The organism is Flavihumibacter cheonanensis, assembly GCF_022352215.1.
In the GTDB taxonomy this organism is placed as follows: domain Bacteria; phylum Bacteroidota; class Bacteroidia; order Chitinophagales; family Chitinophagaceae; genus Flavihumibacter; species Flavihumibacter cheonanensis.
Window position 1 is genome coordinate 371771 of record NZ_JAKRWF010000002.1, and the last position, 17528, is coordinate 389298.

At 46.3% G+C, this 17528-nt stretch carries 14 protein-coding genes and 1 tRNA gene; 7 read left to right on the forward strand and 8 right to left on the reverse strand.

Annotation, left to right across the window (positions count from 1 at the left end):
- Positions 1-100: 100 nt before the first annotated feature.
- Positions 101-1387, forward strand: a complete 1287-nt coding sequence (locus tag MD536_RS10975; RefSeq protein ID WP_239598995.1) for a M20 metallopeptidase family protein — start codon at positions 101-103, stop codon at positions 1385-1387.
- Here MD536_RS10975 and MD536_RS10980 read toward each other — a convergent pair.
- From MD536_RS10980 to MD536_RS11000, 5 genes are read right to left on the reverse strand one after another with little or no spacing between them, the layout of a single operon-like run.
- On the reverse strand, positions 1376-2509 hold the full coding sequence (locus tag MD536_RS10980; RefSeq protein WP_239599000.1) for a VWA domain-containing protein: 1134 nt from the start codon (positions 2507-2509) through the stop codon (positions 1376-1378). The two genes, MD536_RS10975 and MD536_RS10980, sit on opposite strands and share 12 nt — an antisense overlap.
- A gap of 1 nt (position 2510) precedes the next feature.
- Entirely contained in the window at positions 2511-4697 is a 2187-nt protein-coding gene (locus MD536_RS10985; RefSeq protein WP_239599002.1) for a DUF5682 family protein, read from the reverse strand.
- 5 nt (positions 4698-4702) lie between these two features.
- Positions 4703-5782 carry an ATP-binding protein gene (locus tag MD536_RS10990; RefSeq protein WP_239599003.1) on the reverse strand — a complete coding sequence of 360 codons (1080 nt, stop codon included), beginning with the start codon at positions 5780-5782 and terminating at the stop codon, positions 4703-4705.
- 4 nt (positions 5783-5786) lie between these two features.
- Positions 5787-7277, reverse strand: a complete 1491-nt coding sequence (locus MD536_RS10995; protein ID WP_239599005.1) for a DUF5691 domain-containing protein — start codon at positions 7275-7277, stop codon at positions 5787-5789.
- Between the two features lie 9 nt (positions 7278-7286).
- The gene (locus MD536_RS11000) at positions 7287-8588 is read right to left on the reverse strand and encodes an SWIM zinc finger family protein (protein WP_239599006.1); all 1302 of its coding nucleotides are present in this window, start codon (positions 8586-8588) and stop codon (positions 7287-7289) included.
- Positions 8589-8662: 74 nt separating this feature from the next.
- Between MD536_RS11000 and MD536_RS11005 the strand changes: the two genes are divergently transcribed.
- Together MD536_RS11005 and MD536_RS11010 are read left to right on the forward strand one after the other, a co-directional pair.
- On the forward strand, positions 8663-9358 hold the full coding sequence (locus tag MD536_RS11005; protein ID WP_239599008.1) for a hypothetical protein: 696 nt from the start codon (positions 8663-8665) through the stop codon (positions 9356-9358).
- A 94-nt stretch (positions 9359-9452) separates the two neighbouring features.
- Positions 9453-9525: transfer RNA gene (locus MD536_RS11010), tRNA-Phe, on the forward strand.
- A 54-nt stretch (positions 9526-9579) separates the two neighbouring features.
- On the opposite strand, the gene MD536_RS11015 is transcribed toward MD536_RS11010, so the two are convergent.
- Positions 9580-11562: a DUF2075 domain-containing protein gene (locus MD536_RS11015; protein ID WP_239599010.1), complete on the reverse strand. Its 1983-nt coding sequence runs from the start codon at positions 11560-11562 to the stop codon at positions 9580-9582.
- A gap of 24 nt (positions 11563-11586) precedes the next feature.
- On the opposite strand from MD536_RS11015, the gene MD536_RS11020 reads away from it, so the two are divergent.
- From MD536_RS11020 to MD536_RS11035, 4 genes are all read left to right on the forward strand, one after another.
- Positions 11587-11760 (forward strand): hypothetical protein, encoded by a 174-nt coding sequence (locus MD536_RS11020; protein WP_239599011.1) that lies wholly within the window; start codon positions 11587-11589, stop codon positions 11758-11760.
- 191 nt (positions 11761-11951) lie between these two features.
- Entirely contained in the window at positions 11952-12650 is a 699-nt protein-coding gene (locus MD536_RS11025) for an NUDIX hydrolase (RefSeq protein ID WP_239599013.1), read from the forward strand.
- On the forward strand, positions 12647-14128 hold the full coding sequence (locus MD536_RS11030) for a nicotinate phosphoribosyltransferase (protein ID WP_239599015.1): 1482 nt from the start codon (positions 12647-12649) through the stop codon (positions 14126-14128). The genes MD536_RS11025 and MD536_RS11030 overlap by 4 nt, the downstream gene beginning before the upstream one ends.
- Before the next feature lie 5 nt (positions 14129-14133).
- Positions 14134-14979 (forward strand): phosphoribosyltransferase family protein, encoded by an 846-nt coding sequence (locus MD536_RS11035; protein ID WP_239599021.1) that lies wholly within the window; start codon positions 14134-14136, stop codon positions 14977-14979.
- Between the two features lie 727 nt (positions 14980-15706).
- Here MD536_RS11035 and MD536_RS11040 read toward each other — a convergent pair.
- Entirely contained in the window at positions 15707-16117 is a 411-nt protein-coding gene (locus MD536_RS11040) for an XRE family transcriptional regulator (RefSeq protein WP_239599022.1), read from the reverse strand.
- A 116-nt stretch (positions 16118-16233) separates the two neighbouring features.
- Positions 16234-17331 carry a slipin family protein gene (locus MD536_RS11045; RefSeq protein WP_239599023.1) on the reverse strand — a complete coding sequence of 366 codons (1098 nt, stop codon included), beginning with the start codon at positions 17329-17331 and terminating at the stop codon, positions 16234-16236.
- Positions 17332-17528 lie beyond the last annotated feature (197 nt).

Here is a 17528-nt window from a genome sequence, read left to right on the forward strand (position 1 = left end):
CTAATAACAATTAAAACAGCCTGATTTTGCTCAGCTCACCAACTTATTTTGATTCTTTTAAGAAATCCTGAGGGCGTATTTTTGAAAGAGCACAGAAACTATGAATCGAATTCTCCTCCTACTACTGCTGATCTGCAGTTACAACATAAACGCAACTGCTCAAAAAACAACTATACCCGCACTGATTCAGGAGCAACTCCCCTGGCTAACCAAAACCTATCAACACCTGCATGCCAATCCGGAGCTCAGCACACAGGAAGTTAACACGGCCGCCTTTCTCAAACAGGAAATGAAAACAATGGGCTGGGAAATCATCGACTCACTGGGTTATCACAGTTTCGCTGCAGTGTTGAAAAATGGAAAAGGTCCGGTTATTCTTTACCGCACCGATATGGACGGATTGCCCCTCAAAGAATTAACCAACCTGCCTTTTGCAAGTACCTCTTCGGCTATGCATGCATGTGGGCATGATCTGCATATGACCAGCTGGCTGGGTATTGCAAAAGTTCTTAGTGCGATGCGTTCCCAATGGTCGGGTACCCTGGTCTTTCTGGCACAATCTGCCGAGGAAACCGGTCAGGGTGCTAAAAAAGTAGTTGCCGCACCCAATTTTGCAAAACTGCCAAAACCCACGGCCCAATTAGCGATACATGATCATGCAGAGCTGGTAGCTGGACAAGCAGGCTTCTGCGATGGTTATTCCATGGCGGCAGTGGATATGCTGAACATCACGGTGTTTGGAAAAGGCGGACATGGAGCTGTGCCCAACAAAGCCATCGATCCGGTAGTGTTGGCGGCTCAATATGTGCTGGCACTACAAACTGTTGTCAGCAGGAACCTGCCCACTACTGAAAATGCAGTTGTAACAGTAGGTGCCATCCAGGGTGGTACTGTAGGAAATATCATCCCGGATAAGGTGGAGCTCAGGCTGACTATCCGTTCTTTTAGTAGCGAATCGCGCCATCTCATCTTTGACCGCATCAAAACAATTGGAAATAACCTGGCCCTTGCAGCCGGACTCGACAGCTCACGTTTACCCGTATACGATTTACTGGATATGTCGATTCCCTCTGTTTATAATGATCCTGCTCTAGGAGAGCGCCTTCGCACCAACCTGAAACGCAAACTGGGAGAAAGCTCATTCACCAGTGTTGCTCCTGTTATGATTGGTGAGGATTTTGGCGTCTATGGCCAGCAGGCATCAAAAATCCCGTCCTATATTTTATGGATGGGTACGGTAGCACCTGCCAGAAAGCAGGCTGCCTCAGAAGGAAAACTGGAATTACCCTCCCTGCATTCTCCCCGCTTTGCACCTGATCTGGAGCCAACCTTGAAAGGTGGCATTCACGCCCTTACAGTGAGTATCCTGGAATTGTTATCGCTTTAGTACTAAGTCTTCTTTCGCAGCCCATTGACCAATGTCCTGCTTGCTCAGGGCCTGTGCCATCAGATCCGGAAATTTATCCGGCGTACAGGCAAAAACCGGAATGCCCAATGAAGCCAGGTAAGCCGCATTCGCATGATCATAACCGGGAGCGCCATCATCATTCAATGCCAATAATACAATCACCTGCACCCCTGCCGCCACCAGCTCGGCAGCTTTTTTGCGCATGGGTTCATCTGATCCCCCTTCATACAAATCGGTTATCAGTACCAGCACCGTATCCAGGGGGCGCGTTATGATTTGCTGACAATAACCCAATGCCAGCTGGATATCCGTACCTCCTCCCAACTGCACACCAAACAACAGATCCACCGGATCCTCCAGCTCTTCAGTCAGATCCACCACCGCCGTATCAAACACCACCATCTTTGTTTTGATAGCAGGAATCGAGGCCATCACAGATCCAAAAATTCCGGAGTAAACAACTGAGGTACCCATGGAACCGGATTGATCCAGGCAAAGCACTACATCTTTCAACGCAGATCGTTTGCGGCCATACCCGATACGCTGCTCCGGGATGATGGTTTTATACTCGGGCTGATAATGCTTCAGGTTCTTTTGAATAGTGGCATGCCAGTTGATTTCAGCATGCCTGGGTCTCGTATTTCGGATACTTCTGTTCAAACTCCCCTGGATCGCCTGTTGCATCGGACTCGAGAGCTTGCGCAATAATTCTTCCACTACTTTTCTTACAACCTGGCGCGCGGTGTCTTTTGTTTTATCCGGAATCACCCTGCTCAGTGTTAACAAGGTGGCCACCAGGTGTACATCCGCCTCCACATTCTCCAGCATTTCCTTCTCAAACAAGAGTTGCGTAAGGTTGAGGCGTTGCAAGGCGTCCCGCTGCATTACCTGTACTACTGAACTTGGAAAAAAAGTCCGGATATCACCCAGCCATCGGTTCACATTGGGTGAAGAAGGTCCTAGTCCCGCACTGCGTTCACTATCATACAGGGCGCTCAGTGTTTTATCCATTTGAAGATCGACACCGGTTAATGAAAAACCGGTACCATCATTTTGATCTCCGCCCAGTATCAGGCGCCACCTTCTAATTGCTTCCTCCATCTTAACTTGTTTTAGGATATCCCAATAATTCCATCACCACCGGTATAGCCTGTTTACCGGCTTCGCGATTGATTCCTGCAACTGCTTCCTTCATCAAAACACCGGGCTTTCCTCCCTGCTTCAGTTTCTCTCCCAGTTTTCTTCTTTCCGCAGGGGTAAACTGACTAAATGTTCTTCGTAGTAACGGCAAGGCCTGAACGAAATCTTCTTCCGGAATCTGCTGCACCCATTCGTGTACAATGCCCCAGAGATTTTCATCCAGCAATAACAAGGTGCCACTTCCCTGTAAAAACCCTTCCAGCCAGGCGGCCGTATCGGCAACCGGCAAGGCGCGACTCAAACTACTATAGAACAAGCGGTTCAGGGTTTCCTTTTCCAGTTTTTTCGCATCCATCAATTGCCGGGTGGAAAATCCCCGCATCATGGGGGCGGCCTGCTGCATCCAGGTGATCTTTTCCAGGCAGACATGCCATTCCTGCACATATTCCGGTTCCTGTAATAAATGAATGCTGTGATTGATGCTGTTGCAATCGTCCGTGAGTTTGCGCGTGGTCTCTTCATCAATTCCCGCGCAGGCAAGGGGCAAGCCGATACAGATCCTGGTGATCATACTCTCTACAATATACCTTACCAGTGCTGCATCTGTCTTACGTACATTTCCATACCGGATGATACGCGCCAATCCGGGTAAAACAGCTACCAGTTCAATGATATCATTGGTGGCAGCAGCCAGGTTTTGAATACGCTCCGCGATGGCATTCGCAGCGCCACTCAGGTCTGCAGGTATCACCTGCTCCATCAATCCGGCAATGGCCTGCAGTGATTTTTCCTCCTTACAGCGATGAACGAGCCAGGCATTACAGGCTTCCTCTAACGTATTGCCCCAAACGCCTTTTTCAATAATGTAAAGAATGAAAGAGGGATCCCATTGCAGGCGCCACTGTTCTTTAAAGGTTCCCTTTCCGCTAACCAGGCTTTTTTGTCCCCATGGTATGCCCAGCAATTCCAGCCGATGCAAAAAGATACTCCGCTCCAGGTCATTTTCCTTGCGGAGATCCAGCATATAATCTTTCCAGTCGGCACTCGCGGGCAGGCGCAATCGCTTTTGGATCTTTTCAATATCTACCTGCAGGGGTGGCTTGGGTATCTCATCCGGAACCGTACCAATTCGGTTACTCACGGTTAACTGTTCCCGGATCAATTGCATCAGTATTTCCTCCCCATTACAGAAGACACTGAGCGTGGCTTCATTCAATTCGGTTAATCCTGCTTTAGACAGGTTGCGCAGGGAAGCCAGGGTAGTTGCCAGTCGCACTGATTCAATCACATGCGCTACAGATACATCGCGCTGGTGTTCTCTGAAGAGGCGCGCCACTTTGGATAACCACAAGGTTCCATCATCGGTGGGATGATTCCAGACATGATCATACCAGCCCGGTGATTCAATCCCTGCGCCATAACCGGAATAGAGGCTCAAGCGATCGTAGGTCCAGGGAATCCAGGTGGTTTCCACTTTCACTTTCGGCAATCCTTTCAGCAATTCATTGTCCTCTTTCTGTTTCGGCATATTGGCCAGGGCCGGCACATGCCAGGCACCACAGATCACCGCAATTTCGGTATACATTTCCTTCTCTGCCTGGCGGATGAGTTTACGCATCCACGCTTCCCGCAATTGTTCCATTTTTTCGGAGGGCGTAGGCTGCTCCTCCCGAAGAGCTGTCATCGCTTCCTGCACAGCTTCAAAAACCGAATCATGCTCCTGCCGGTGTTCGATCAGGATCTCCCACCAGCGATCTTCCTGCTCAAAGCCAGCTGCAGCAGCCAATTCCTGCAGCGGGCTCCTGGTTTTGCGCTCCACTTCATCTTCCTTGATTGCCATCACATGCGTCAGGGGCAGGTCCATAAAACGGACAGGTATACCCGCTTTTTTCGCATAGTGAATGGCCTGCCATTCCGGGGAGAATTCAGCAAAAGGATAATACACCGCCTGTTGCAATGCATCCGTTTGATAAACCAGTATGGCAACAGGAGGTTTCAATTCAGCATGATCAGTATAACGGAGCAACTCATCCGCTTCAGGCGGACCTTCCACAAGCACAATATCCGGTTTCAGTGCCTCCAGGTATTGCTGCACATTACGCGCGGAACCCGGACCATGATGTCGTATGCCTAATAAATGTACTGCCATGTTGATCAGGATAAATCTCTGCAAGCACGATACACATCTTTCCAGTCCTCGCGGGTTTTAATGACGGTCTCCAGGTATTCCCGCCAAACCAACTGATCCTGCACGGGATCTTTCACCACTGCCCCCTGGATACCGGCAGCCAGGTCGGCCGCCTTAAGCTGGCCATCACCAAAATAACCCGCCATCGCGAGGCCATTGTTCACCACCGAAATAGCCTCCGCGGTACTAAGGGTACCACTGGGTGATTTCAGTTTGGTTTTTCCATCGAGGGTAAGCCCATTTCTCAATTCGCGGAAGATGGTTACGATTCTACGAATCTCCTGCAGGGCAGGTTTTTCCGCCGGCAGTTCCATGATCTTCTCAAAGCTTTCCACTCTTCTGCGCACGATATCAATTTCCTCTTCCATGCTATCGGGTACCGGAAGAATCACTGTATTGAATCTTCGTTTGAGCGCACTTGATAAATCATTCACGCCTTTATCGCGGTTGTTGGCTGTCGCGATGATATTAAAACCACGCACGGCCTGCACTTCAGTATTCAATTCCGGAATCGGCAAGGATTTCTCTGAGAGAATCGTGATCAGGGTATCCTGTACATCAGCGCCGATACGTGTAAGTTCCTCCATGCGCACCAGCTTACCATCTTTCATGCCCCGGATCACTGGTGTTTCCACCAGGGCTCTCTCAGATGGTCCTTCCGCCAGCAACTTTGCGTAGTTCCAACCATAGCGGATGGATTCCTCACTGGTACCTGCTGTGCCCTGGATGATCAGGGTACTATCGCCACTGATAGCAGCAGCCAGGTGTTCACTGACCCAGCTTTTCGCCGTGCCCGGTAATCCATAGAGCAGCAAGGCGCGATCTGTTGTTAAGGTGGCAACTGCAATTTCCATCAGGCGGCGTTGCCCGATGTACTTCGGACTCACTTCAAAACCATTGGAGAGTTTGCCTCCCATCAGGTAGGTAACCACGGCCTGTGGACTCAGTTTCCAGTTAGCCGGACGTTTACCGCTATCTGTTTTTTGCAGGGCTTCCAGTTCTTCGGCGAAAAGCTGTTCAGCATGTTGACGTAAAATGGTGGACATATAGTTAGGCGTTAAATGATTGTTGAATGCGTTTTTTAAGGTCAAAAAGAGGTTGGATTTCTTCTTTAATCGATTGCCAGTAGTGTCGTTGATATCCTTCCGGGGGATCGAACTGATCCAACCAGGAGGCTCCTTCGAGAGGAAGCAGGTGCATGAGCTGCTGGTAAAAAGATTTCGTGTATTGATAGGGGTTAGCAGCAGTATAATTCATGAGTTGGCGGGCCAAAGGAGCCGGCCATTCGGTTTCCCTGTTTACAAACACCGGAATAAAGAACTCCTCCTTTCCTGTAAACCAGGTTTTCGCATAGGCATCCTGTTTAGCAGGCGGCAATGCGACAATGAGTACCGGTAAAAAACTATCGGACTGCTCGGCCAGGGTGTTGATCCAGTCCTGGTTTCGAAACCGCACAGCTGCTGACGCGATGGCCGGCAGCCATTGTTTGAGTTTCTCCTTTTGTAGTGCCTGTATCAGCTCAATCGTACCCAATCCGGATAGTTCATTCAGCAGGGTAGGAGGCACCCAGTGCAGCAGTTGAAACAGGATGTATTCCTCATCTGTAAACTCTTTGGAATTACTAACGGTTTCGAGTCCCTGCTTGCGCCAGTCCGGGTGGATCTCAACCGGCGTTTTAACTTCCCAGCTAAGTTTTGAAGACAAGCCCAGCAGGGTTTTTTCTTTTCGGATAACCAGAGAAGAACGAACCACCTGCGCATAGGCACTAACCAGCTCCGATTCCGGAATTTGTCTGATCAGTTCCAGCACCTGTTGCTGCACTTTCTGGCTTTTATCTTTCAGACAGGATTCCAGGAAAGGCAGATCCGCATCGCTTAAGGCAGTATCAAAGGCTTCAAGTAGTTTTTGTTTTACGGCGGCGGCTTCCTTGCTCCAGCTTTCGGTTAACCATAAACGGGAGATCTCTGGATTTTCCATTCGTTGTTGCCGGAGTGCTGCTACGCGTTGGTCGGTAGTACCCTGTTCCCAGCTCTCTTCCAGACTCAGGCTTTTGCTCTCCTGCCAATCGGGATTGAGTTGCGCCAGCCATTCACCCCGCTTACCGGTGATCACCCGAATGGGATCACGCAGTTCCGGATTTTTAGCAGCCAGTTGCAGCAGCAGGGGTACCAGCTCCGGGGGAGCAATCCGTTTAGCTGCAGCGCAATGCCTTATCCAATAATAAAAAAGTCCCAGTGCCTGGTATTCAAACAATTCGCGCAGGGTATCCTTTGCAGCAGCCGAACAATACGGAAGGGTTTCTGCTTCCGCGATGGAGTACTCCATTTCTTTGAGTTCCTGGGCTGTTTGTCCGGCTTGCCGAAAATTAAACAGCAGGGCCGTAGCCTGCAGCAATTGTTCTTCCGCATCCAGGTCAGTATTTCCAGCAATGGATTGCAGGGCAGGGACCAGCTCCTCATCGGTGCTAAGGGCAGCCGGTTCAGGCGGTTTTTTTTCTGTGCCGATCAGGGCGTTTTGAAGCAATTGATTCCAGCTGTTCATGCGACGGATTTATAGAGCAATGAATTCCTGTTGATAAAAAGCGCTAAGAGGTTCTACCCTGTCTTCTTTCTGCACAATGGCCAGGTCCAGGGGCGCCCCTCCACTCAGGGCCAGTAATTTCCAGAGCGCAGGATAGCCATCGGGCAGGGACATCAGGCGATTTTCCTGGTCCTGCAGGCACCAGGCACCCTGGTATTGAACCGGGCGAAGCTGGTGTACCAGGGCTGGCATCTCCAACTGAAAAGGCAGCCTTGCAAAGGAGTTTGCCCGGTGTTGCAGTTGTTCCTGCCATCCGCTGAAACCCTTGATGGGTGGCCTTTCTTTGATGGGTTGCTGTGATTTTATAAGCGCCCGCAGGGGAGCTGCGGAGGGGAAATAAACCAGTTCAGCCTGGAGCAGCATGCCGGTTGAAAGAGAGAATTGAAGTCCTTGTCCGCGTACAATAAACTGCAGCACCAGGGCATACTTACCCGACTGGAGGCCATATAACCAGCTGCGATCGGTGGTGAACTGATCTTCTTCCTGAAGCTGCTTGCCGATCACCAGCCACTGGTCGGTAATGCCGGACTGTTGTTTTAGTTCTTCCTGTGAAATCGAGATCCCGACAGCAGTACTGAGGTCCTCTTTGAGCAAGGGGTTGATAGCCTCCCGGTGTTGAAAACCTTTGGCGATCAGGTAGATCCGGGCAAGTTGTTCGAGGAAGCGGGATTGCCATCCCTCCTGGTAGAGATTGATCTGGCTGAGTTGGCGAAGCTGGTTGGCGAGACCGGGAGCTTTGGCATCAATCATCCTGCGACTGATTTCTTCCATAAAAGCGGGACCTTTTTCAGGCAGGGAAAGCATGCCGTTTCGAACCAGGTCTTTCATCCAGGTCAGCAGTTCATCGATACCCTGTTCAATACTTTCTTCGCGGGCCTGCTGGCGTTTGGCCTGGGCCGCTTCATCAACCGGTTTGGCGGGGGCGGCTTCTTTCTGGACTGCTTTTTCCTGGCGTTTACCAATCCAGTCTGATACCCAATCGGGGGTGGCGGAGTCGGTGAAGAGCGCAGGTTGTCTGCTGTTCAATAAGAGGAGGCCGATCCCATGTTTGCAGGGAAATTTTCGGCTGGGGCAGGAGCATTTGAAGGCGATGGATTGCAGATCGATTTGGGTCTGGTAGGGTTTGCTGCCACTACCCTGGCATTCACCCCAGAGGGCGAGATCATTTTTGCCTTTGGAGACCCATTTACCCGGACTCGCAAGTGCGCTGCCGGCTTTACGTGAGGCATCATCGGGGGCAAGGGCAAGGACCTGGTCTTCAGAAAAATTCACGGAGCTGGTTTAGGCAATGAAGATAGCGGGTTTTGGTATTGCATGTATAGGTAGAATCCTGTAAAAAATGAGTCGTGAAAGCGGCCATGTTGGGGGTTGTGAATACCATCCATAAAATGGATGGCGTTAAGAGCCGGTACCCTATATCGTTTATGACACAGATAAGAAAATCCCTTTGGTTCTTGCTGCTGGTGGTTGGTTGGACTGCCTGCAGCAAAACCGGGGAGAACCCCACGCAGGAATCCGAAGAAACCCTACCCAATACAGGGGCAACAGTTGGTGCCGGATTTAAAACCTATACCATATTGGCAGGCGCGCATTATGCAACAGAGAATCCCATAGAAAAGGTAACAGGAGATTCTATTGCCTTTTCTGTACGATTCGACAGTACCTGCCGGTACCAGACCAAAAATCCCAGGAACCAGGATGATATCAACAAGCTGATGGGCTTCAGCGACAATGGGGTGAAGCATCATCAGAACAGTGCGCGGGTGGGCTGGAGGTGGAAGAAGGAGAAGATTGAGTTGTTTGCCTATTGTTATGCGGAAGGCAAGCGCAGTTTTGTGAAGCTGGGGGAGGTGGCGATTGGCGATACGGCAAGGATGCTGATTAAGTTGAGTCCGGTTGGCTATGAGTTTCAGTATAAGGGAGTATCTACCATCATGAGCCGGGGGCTAACGAGCAGTTCTATCAATGGGTATTTGTTGTATCCATATTTTGGTGGAGATGAGCCGGCGCCGCATACGATGAAGCTGTGGATCAAGCGATAAAAACCTCCTTCCCAAAAAAAATGTTGATAACCCGAGGTATTTTGTTGAAATCCCCCTATTTTTGCGTCCCGATTGATGATAAATCAGTCAGTATGGTGCGGTAGCTCAGTTGGTAGAGCAAAGGACTGAAAATCCTTGTGTCGCCGGTTCGATTCCGGCCCACACCACGGAAAATGCCCAGCAAATGCTGGGTTTTTTTTATGCCTTAAAATATCCTAAATCTAGTTTTCAAGGTATCTAATGCCAATACTTTTCAAATAATTGAAAGTAGCATCATAATATTCTGCTTTGCGGGTTGGATCCTCAGTATTTCCTTCCGGCACTACGATCACCATGCCCTGTCTTGCCCTTGTAAGTAAAACACGATACGCATTAATCAGGTATTTTTTTCTTTCAATGTTGTGAATGTTTTGCCACTTACTTCCCTTAAATGCAAATGTTTTCCAGCCGTCATGCGCATATCTTAGATCTCCATCCCAAGTAACACAAGCCCAATCCAATTCAAGTCCCTGTACATGAAATTCCGTAGCCACATCTTCCAGATAGTAGGAGGATCGAACATCGTCCTTTCCATCCAAAAACCAATTCACCGGATTGATTTGAGACTTTACATCAATAGCTAGGGGTTTTAGTCTTTGCGCTTGCGATGAAACAATTATTCCATAGCGCTCACTACCCCGCGCTTTTTCCTTCAGCCATTTTTTTGCTTTCGACAAATCTCGAGTCAGCACAATTGGATATTTATCCTGAATTTTTTCATGTATCTCTTTAGCATCTTGATGATTCAAATCCAGGATATTTTTTACAAACAAAGAAAGATTTTCAGACCTAAAAGAACGCATGGATACACTAAGATGTAAATCATGGTTAAATGTCACCGAGCAGTTATGTTGAAGTTGTGTTATTGCCGTTTCAGCTGCATATTCAGAATCAGTTAGTTTATCAGAAATGTATACTTGCCAGTTAGAAAACGTATTTTTTATAGCGTTCAACCACTCTGATATTCCTGCTTCTCCAGTATTGATTTCTTGTCCTCCGCCAACCAAACAAATTACAACAGCCCAATCTGGATGTCTATCCAAACAGGAAATCAGAAACTCTGGCTCAGAATAGTCAAAATCATGTTGGTTCTTTTTCTGCCGCATAAACTTGACAGTTTGTTCCTTATCCCAAGCTCTTTGTGCTTCATCAAAGATCGCAACATGATCAAAGGGGGCTTTAGCATCTCTCAAGTATTCATCCCGGTAGTGGTGGATGATTTGAATAAATGATTTTACAGCTTGCCTTGCTTCCTTTTTGGTAATTCTTTTCCCTATATCCAGCTCTCTAATTACCTGATCTCTTGCTAGTGCCTCTTGAAGAATAGCAACCAGTGGGGCATTTCCTGAAAGATAAACACTAGAGTTTCCTTTCTCTTTATCTAAATGTTGAGTAGCCACATTCAATCCCACCAGTGTCTTACCTGCTCCGGGAACACCTGTTACAAAACAAATTATTTTCTGGTGATTCTTTTTTGCAAGCTCAATAATTGTTGAAATAGTATTCGTAGTAGACGTTAGATTTTTAACTTCTGCATCACTCCTTGTTATATTGTCAACGGAATGATTATTATAAAGTGAAACAGCCGCTTCGATTATTGTTGGAGTTGGTGAATAGGTTCCATTTGCAAAATCATCACTGGATAATTGAATTGATGATTTATAAGAATGTAAAGTATTAGAAATAGCATCTCTTAATCCTTCTATATTTGTTTTTACAGGACGCAAAAGATTATCGTTATGGGAAGTGAATCCCGTTTCAATAAATGATGTTTTTGCTTCTGTTGCAACTAATATGGGTAGAATGACAGCAGTATGACTAGGCTTATGAAAGTTCTTTAGATCAAGCGCATAATCCCAAACCTGCTCAATTTGGTGTTGAAGGTATTTTTGTTCTCCCACTTTAAACTCAATTACAAAAATTACACCTTCAATAATCACTATTGAATCAACTCTTTTACCCATTCTGGGAATGGAAAATTCGAAGAAAACAGAGCCATCAAAATCACTAAGGGCTTTTTTTAGAATTGGAATTTGTTGCTCCCAGGATTTATTTTGAAGTTGAGTGGAATCAAATTGATTTGAAATCGTAATCGCACCAATAATTTTTTCCGTACTTTTTTTTAGAAAGCTTTGAATGGAGTCTTTAAAATAATAATTCAGCATTCTTACTTCTTAGCATTTGGATCAATGAATATAGCGGATTCACCTAGATTATTAAATCTTCGACCATTTGGAGCTGTTTTGTATTCCTTCGAAACCATCCAGGAGTTTATTCAGCATCAATCGCTGGCGCGGATTCAAACTGGTAATGGCATGTTTTTCTCAGAAGCTGGCTTTCTTCAATACACTGGCCAGAGTTAACTGCTGGACTCAATGGGCCCGGCCCAGCAGTCTACCCTGCTGGCCTCGGATGCCAGTAACAAGGTAAATAGCCATTCGCCGCATGATTTGCGGTGAATACTGCCAATTTTCCCCGCATTTATAAATATTCCTCCCCAAAACTTGCCAATTCCAATTAATTGTGTTTTGTTTGCGTCATAATAACGCATACAGTGACCGCCGCATTTTCGTCTTACCAAAATCCGTCGCTGGCCGTAGACCTGGTGGTATTTGGCTATGATAAGGAGGCCCTTTCGGTATTGCTGCTGAACCGGAAGGAAGCTCCTTTCAAAAACCAATGGACCCTGCCCGGAGCATTCCTCCAACTCGAGGAACGTTTCCTGGAAACCTGCCAGCGTATCCTGGAAACCAAACTCGGTCTCACGAATATTTACCTGGAACAACTCTACTCCTTTGATGAACCCGACCGCGATCCCCGGGGCAGGGTTATTTCCGTAGCCTATTTTGCGCTCGTCAATCCTGAAAACTACCAGCTCACTGCCGGCAAAATGGCTAATGATGTGAAATGGTTTCCGCTTGCCGACCTGCCTTCCCTCGGATTTGATCACGCCGCCATTGTCCGGAAATCAGTAGAGCGCCTGCGGGCAAAGATTTTATACCACCCCGTTGGATTTGAACTGCTCGACCAGGACTTTACCCTGCCGGAATTGCATCATCTCTTTGAAGCTGTCCTGGATACCAAACTGGACAGAAGAAATTTCAGAAGAAAGATCCTGGACTCCCATATCATTCTTCCAACCGGACAAAAGAAAACCGGCGCACAAAACCGACATCCCGATCTCTACATTTTTAATAAAGCAATTCATCCCAATCAATTTAACCTATCCATCACTCCCAATTCAAAAGCATGAACTACTCTCCCCTTATCCTTAAAGATGGCTACAAAGTGGGGCACAAATTTCAGTACCCTGAAGGAACTACACTGGTATATTCCAACCTCACGCCCCGTAAATCCAGGAACAGCGAAATCCAGGAAATCGTATTCTTCGGACTTCAATATTTCATTCTGGAATACCTGGTTCGGCAGTTCAATGATGGCTTCTTCAATCAACCCAAATCCGAAATCGTCAATAGCTACAAAAGAAGAATTGATAACTACCTGGGTAAGGATTGCATTAGCTATGATCATATTGAAGCCCTGCATGACCTTGGTTATCTGCCGCTGGAAATCAAAGCCGTTCCTGAAGGTAGCCTGGTACCCATGCGCGTTCCGGTTTTCACGATCCGAAACACCCAACCTGAATTTTTCTGGCTTACCAATATGTTGGAAACCGTTATGAGTGCTGTTCTCTGGAAACCCTGCACTTCTGCAACTACTGCCTATCAATATTTAAAAACCTTTACCCGTTTCGCAGATGAAACGATTGGTGCTGACAAAGGTTTTATTCCCTGGCAAGGGCACGATTTCTCTTTCAGGGGTATGAGTGGTATTGAAGATGCAGTACTTAGCGGAGCTGCACACCTTTTGTCTTTCTCCGGAACCGATACCATTCCTGCTATTGATTTCCTGGAAGAGTACTACGGTGCAAACGCAGAGCAGGAGCTAATTGGTGGTTCAGTTGCAGCTACCGAACACAGTGTGATGTGTATGGGAACACAAGGTGATGAACTGGGCACGTTCCGGCGACTAATTGAAGAGGTCTATCCAACCGGAATCGTTTCTATTGTTAGTGATACCTGGGATTTCTGGCAGGTCATCAACTCCTTTCTGCCAGCATTAAAAGAACTTATTTTATCCCGCGAGGGTAAAGTGGTTATTCGTCCCGATAGCGGCGACCCGGTCAAAATTATTGTTGGCGATCCGGATGCACCAGCTGGCAGTCCGGCTTTCAAAGGCGCAATTGAATGTCTCTGGGAAACATTTGGTGGTACGATAACTGAAAAGGGATATCGTCTGCTCGACCCGCATATCGGTTTGATCTATGGTGATAGTATTACACCCGACCGACAAGTCAGCATACTAAATGGATTAAAGGAAAAAGGCTTTGCAAGCTACAATGTGGTGCTTGGCATCGGCTCTTTTACCTATGAATACGTGACCCGCGACACCTTTGGTTTTGCCATGAAGGCGACGTATGGGGAAGTAAATGGTGAAGGAAGAGCCATCTTTAAAGATCCCAAAACAGATGATGGAACTAAAAAATCAGCAAAGGGCTTACTTCAAGTGTATCGCAATGCTAGCACCGGCAAACTTGAAGTCAAAGATGAATGCTCCTGGGAAGAAGAAAAGACCGGCGAGTTAAAAACTGTCTTTAAAGATGGAAAACTAGTGGCTCACCAATCGCTGGCTGATATCAGGAAAAAATTATTGGATCAACTGTACAACTAATTGTCATGAATACCATCAATCTTATCTATCCGGAAAAATCATCCGTACCCTTTGAACGCATTGTTTTTCCGGATGGCCAACCTCATATAAAAATCAATCCGGTTGCCCTTGATTCCCTGGATAAAGCAGCACCTATTGCGATTTATTCGCGCATTAGCTCTGCTAATGAACTGTTGCTGGTGTTATTGATAAAAAACATCCTGGATTATCATGAATTTGAAAAGATAGAATTGCATATCAGTTACCTGCTTGCAGCCAGGATGGATCGGGTGATGACAGATGGCGAACCGTTTACATTAAAAGTAATCGCCGGTATGCTGAACACTGCCAATTTTAAGAAGATCCGGATTTTTGATCCGCATTCGGAAGTGAGCACGGCCCTGCTTAACCGATCCTATGCTGTGAACAATCACTCCTTTGTAAAAGATGCTCTGGCACATTACTGGAAAACTAATCCGGCTGAAAAACATTGTATCGTTTCTCCGGATGCCGGTGCCTTGAAAAAAATTCATTCGCTGGCTAATTACCTCGGTATCGATCAGGTAGTAGAGTGTATGAAAGAAAGAGACGTGAAAACAGGAACGCTTACCAACTTCACAACCACCGCATCCAATCTGCAAGGTTTCTTCTGCTTTATTGTGGATGATCTCTGCGATGGAGGAGGAACTTTTATTGGTACTGCCAAACTGTTGAAATCATTGGGAGCAAACAAGGTAATTCTTGTTGTCAGCCATGGGATCTTTAGCAAGGGTCCTGTTTTGGAAGGAATTGATGCGATCTATTGTACAGACTCTTACAAGCAGATAGATAATATCAACTGTTTTCCGATCAGTAATTATTTACTGCCATAGAATAGGAAAGGGAAAGGCCCACAGCTTTTCACCAAAAGGGACAATAGTTGAAAAAGGGGGTAGCTCTTCCTTACCTCATAGAAACCTCATCCAAACCTCATCCTAACGTCAAACGCGCTCTTAAACTTATCTTGTTCGATATGATTCTGATTATTAATATGTTGCAAAGTAAAATTCAACTTTATAAAATCTAAAGCGCTGCTTTATTTTTACAAGACCCTCTAACCCAGTTTGTTTTCCAGCATAATTCAAACCCCTTAATTCAGGCCTCAGTAATGCGAAAGTCCGGATTTCTGAGCCGATTGATTGAGCCGATGAGCCGATTATTTGCGGGGATGAGCTGATTTTTGGAGGATTTGAGCTGATCTACTTCCTTTCATTGGAACATTTTTAAAAGTGTGAGAAGAATCAAAAATAAAACTTAATATATTGATTTTAAATGATTTATATACATTTTTGAAGCTTGAATTCGTTTATTCGAAAAGTTATGACGACCTCTTATTTCTTCATTTCCTACAGAGATCCTACGACCTTCCTTCGAGCTTCCTACAGTATTGAACTGCTAATGAATAGATAATCATCCACTTACGATTCACTTGAATCGGCTCAATCGGCTCAATCGGCTCACGGAGGGAGTTTTAAAATCAGTTCTTTAGTTGGGAGATCGGCTTTGAAAGATTCACTTTCTTTTGAACTACAAGTGATACAGATCCCAGCCCAGGTGGGTTTACTTTTTTGCTTTTTTTAGTTCCTCTATTTCCTTTCTTAAAAAAGCAATTTCTTCGTTCTTCTCTTTATTTGCCTGCTCTAATATCTCAACAATTTTATCGACTGGATTAAATGAAGGATAATAATTCATTGCGGAAGCAACTGCATTGTCTTTAAAATCTGTAAAAGTATTTGCAACAATGCTTATGGCAGTTTCTTCATCAAAGTTCTTTATTGCTTCAACCGGTATCTTTAATGCTCTTGCCACTTCATCCAAAATTCCTTCTTCAATTTCATTCTTTGCCTCTAACCTGGAAATCTTCAACTGGGTCCAATCATCACCCATTATTGACGCCAGCAAATCTTGTTTCATTCCAAGCATTTGACGGAACCGGGAAATGTTTTTCCCCTGATGAATTTTCTTTTCCATATAGATAAAGTTAACCTTTTTAAAAGGTGGACAAAAATACTGAGATTGAATTATTTAATCATTTTCAGAATATTATAATCAAAAACCGGAACTGATCCTGCCAGTCCCGGTTTTGTTTATTTAGGCGTGAACAATTCTTTCAACTGTTCCACCAGCTTGCCATTGCCATTCACGGTGATGGTGCTGATTTTTTCCGCGATCTTTTCTACGTATTCCATCTCCTTCAGCTTCCATAACATCGCGTTTTCTTCCATCAGCTTCGCGGTGTTCAACAAGGATCGGGTGCTCGCGGTTTCTTCCCGTCTCATGATGGTATTGGCCTGCGCCCTTTTTTCGGCCACCAATACCTGGTTCATGATTTCTTTCACATCGCCAGGTAAGATGATATCCCGGATCCCGAATCCAACGACTTCCACACCCAGTGCTTCCGCCTTGTCTTTGATCCGTTCCAGCATATAGGGTGCGATGGCTTCTTTTTTCTCCAGCAACTCATCGAAGCCGAAGCCTGCCACATATTCCCGCAATACCAGCTGGATGCTGATATACAATTGCCGTTCGTATTCCTTGTTCTGCAACAAGGCTTTTTCGATATCAAGCACTTTGTATTGCGCCCAGGCGTTTAACCGCAACGCAGCTTTATCCTTTGTCAGAATTTCCTGTCCGTTGATCTCCACCTGCAATTGCCTGGTATCCACTTTCGCCACCTGGATCACCACAGGGTTTTTCCACCAATGATAGATCCCGCTTTCCAGGAAACCTTCGAACTTTCCATCCATGAACAAGACTCCTTTTTCATAGTTCTCGATGGTGTAGGTCCGCACATAAGGCGCCAGCAACGCGTGGTTTAACACCATCCGGTCGAAACCAGGATCGATAGCAACTTTGCTGATATCCACTTTTACGAAAGCATAGTTCACGGGCCCTTTCCAGAAGGTATATCTTCCGGCCTTTAATACCGCCTTCAGGATGCCGTTCACATATTGCAACACCAGCTCCGTATCTTTTACTTCCACCAATTCCAGCATCGCTGCCAGTTGTTCATTCGCTAACAGAATGTTCAACTCAACAGGTGCGATGAACTCCCTGGTAGTATCGTATACATATACCTGTTCTCCTTTCCAGAACCAGTAGGTACCTTGCTCCAATACTTTTTGCAAAGCTCCTTTCCGGAATACCAATCCTACTTCGTAGGCATTTACTTTTACTTGTTTCATTGTTTTGGTTTTTTGTTTTGGTTGATAAAAACCAGGGAACAGCCATCCGGCTTAGCGGAGTTTGGTAATTCCTTTCTTAGGTATGAACAGTTCGCTTGCTGCTATCATCCGGCAGGTCGGATGCTTCGCAACAACTGAAGTGAACTACTGCTGAAAGGAATGACCAGCACTGCTGGCCTACACCGGATAGTTGTTTT

Excerpts from the sequence above, each read along its gene's own strand:
- MD536_RS10975 (WP_239598995.1), top strand. The coding sequence starts at position 101 with ATGAATCGAATTCTCCTCCTACTACTGCTGATCTGCAGTTACAACATA.
- MD536_RS10980 (WP_239599000.1), bottom strand. The coding sequence starts at position 2,509 with ATGGAGGAAGCAATTAGAAGGTGGCGCCTGATACTGGGCGGAGATCAA.
- MD536_RS10985 (WP_239599002.1), bottom strand. The coding sequence starts at position 4,697 with ATGGCAGTACATTTATTAGGCATACGACATCATGGTCCGGGTTCCGCG.
- MD536_RS10990 (WP_239599003.1), bottom strand. The coding sequence starts at position 5,782 with ATGTCCACCATTTTACGTCAACATGCTGAACAGCTTTTCGCCGAAGAA.
- MD536_RS10995 (WP_239599005.1), bottom strand. The coding sequence starts at position 7,277 with ATGAACAGCTGGAATCAATTGCTTCAAAACGCCCTGATCGGCACAGAA.
- MD536_RS11015 (WP_239599010.1), bottom strand. The coding sequence starts at position 11,562 with ATGCTGAATTATTATTTTAAAGACTCCATTCAAAGCTTTCTAAAAAAA.
- MD536_RS11020 (WP_239599011.1), top strand. The coding sequence starts at position 11,587 with ATGAATATAGCGGATTCACCTAGATTATTAAATCTTCGACCATTTGGA.
- MD536_RS11030 (WP_239599015.1), top strand. The coding sequence starts at position 12,647 with ATGAACTACTCTCCCCTTATCCTTAAAGATGGCTACAAAGTGGGGCAC.
- MD536_RS11035 (WP_239599021.1), top strand. The coding sequence starts at position 14,134 with ATGAATACCATCAATCTTATCTATCCGGAAAAATCATCCGTACCCTTT.
- MD536_RS11040 (WP_239599022.1), bottom strand. The coding sequence starts at position 16,117 with ATGGAAAAGAAAATTCATCAGGGGAAAAACATTTCCCGGTTCCGTCAA.
- MD536_RS11045 (WP_239599023.1), bottom strand. The coding sequence starts at position 17,331 with ATGAAACAAGTAAAAGTAAATGCCTACGAAGTAGGATTGGTATTCCGG.